A 1,023-nucleotide genomic window follows, 5' to 3' on the forward strand; every position below is an offset into this window, starting at 1 on the left:
GTAATAAGAGCTGATAAATCTTGTCCAAAACGTAACTCAATATCAAATTGCTCTATTTTTTGGCCTAAATGCAGAAATAAACAAACATCTTCATTTTCCGCTTCTAGTATTTGAGTACATTGTTCAACAGCTTTTCTCAAGATTTCAGGTTGAGCTTCAAGCGTGTTAATAACATGATTTAATTCTGCATAAGCTTTTGATGACAATATACCTCTTAGTCCCTGAATATTATCTTTAGCAATAATGAACTGGTTCAGTAATGAAAATGTTTGCTTCTTGTCTAACATATAGTGATTTAGTAATTCAGCATTTTCTATAACCAAACCAAATGCTGCTGCAAATTTTGTTGCTTTCTCATCTTGTGTGAAGGGTAAATGAGAAGCTGCGAATTTAACTCGCATTAAATATCGACCCAACCAATATATTTGATGCGCACTCGAATTGAGTAAAACCATAAAGTTCCTCTTTAACCCACAATCAGGAATGTAATGTTTCGACAACCCATGTATCTTTTATACCGCCACCTTGGGACGAATTTACAACTAGAGAGCCAGCCTGCATGGCCACACGTGTTAAGCCACCCGGTACTATTTCTGTACGATAAGGTGAACTCAATACAAATGGACGCAAATCGATGTGACGTTCAGCCACCCCTCCTGTCGTTAAAGTGGGAGCAACAGATAAAGCTAAGGTAGGTTGTGCAATGTACATATGAGGCGTAGCGATCAATTTTTTTCTAAAGTCATCAATTTCACACGAGCTTGCTTTAGGCCCAATTAACATGCCATAACCACCTGAACCCTGTGCTTCTTTAACAACCAATTGATCTAAATTAGACAGCACATAATCTAAATGTTCATCTTTACGGCACTGATAAGTAGGTACATTTTTTAGAATTGGAGTTTCACCCAAATAGTATTGAATCATTTGATCTACGTAAGGATAAATAGATTTATCATCAGCCACCCCTGTTCCAGGTGCATTTGCAATCACCACATTTTTTTGCAAATAAGCAGACATAAG

At 37.0% G+C, this 1,023-nt stretch carries 2 protein-coding genes; both read right to left on the reverse strand.

What is annotated here, in order from left to right; translation table 11 throughout:
- On the reverse strand, window positions 1-455 hold a 455-nt coding region (locus UC75_RS06035; RefSeq protein ID WP_228137116.1), incomplete at its 3' end, for an alpha-E domain-containing protein.
- Window positions 456-477: 22 nt separating this feature from the next.
- Window positions 478-1,023 (reverse strand): circularly permuted type 2 ATP-grasp protein (locus UC75_RS20355; RefSeq protein ID WP_228137117.1); only part of this gene is annotated, 546 nt, incomplete at its 5' end.

It is taken from the genome of Acinetobacter sp. V2 (genome assembly GCF_001188385.1).
Classification (GTDB): domain Bacteria; phylum Pseudomonadota; class Gammaproteobacteria; order Pseudomonadales; family Moraxellaceae; genus Acinetobacter; species Acinetobacter oleivorans.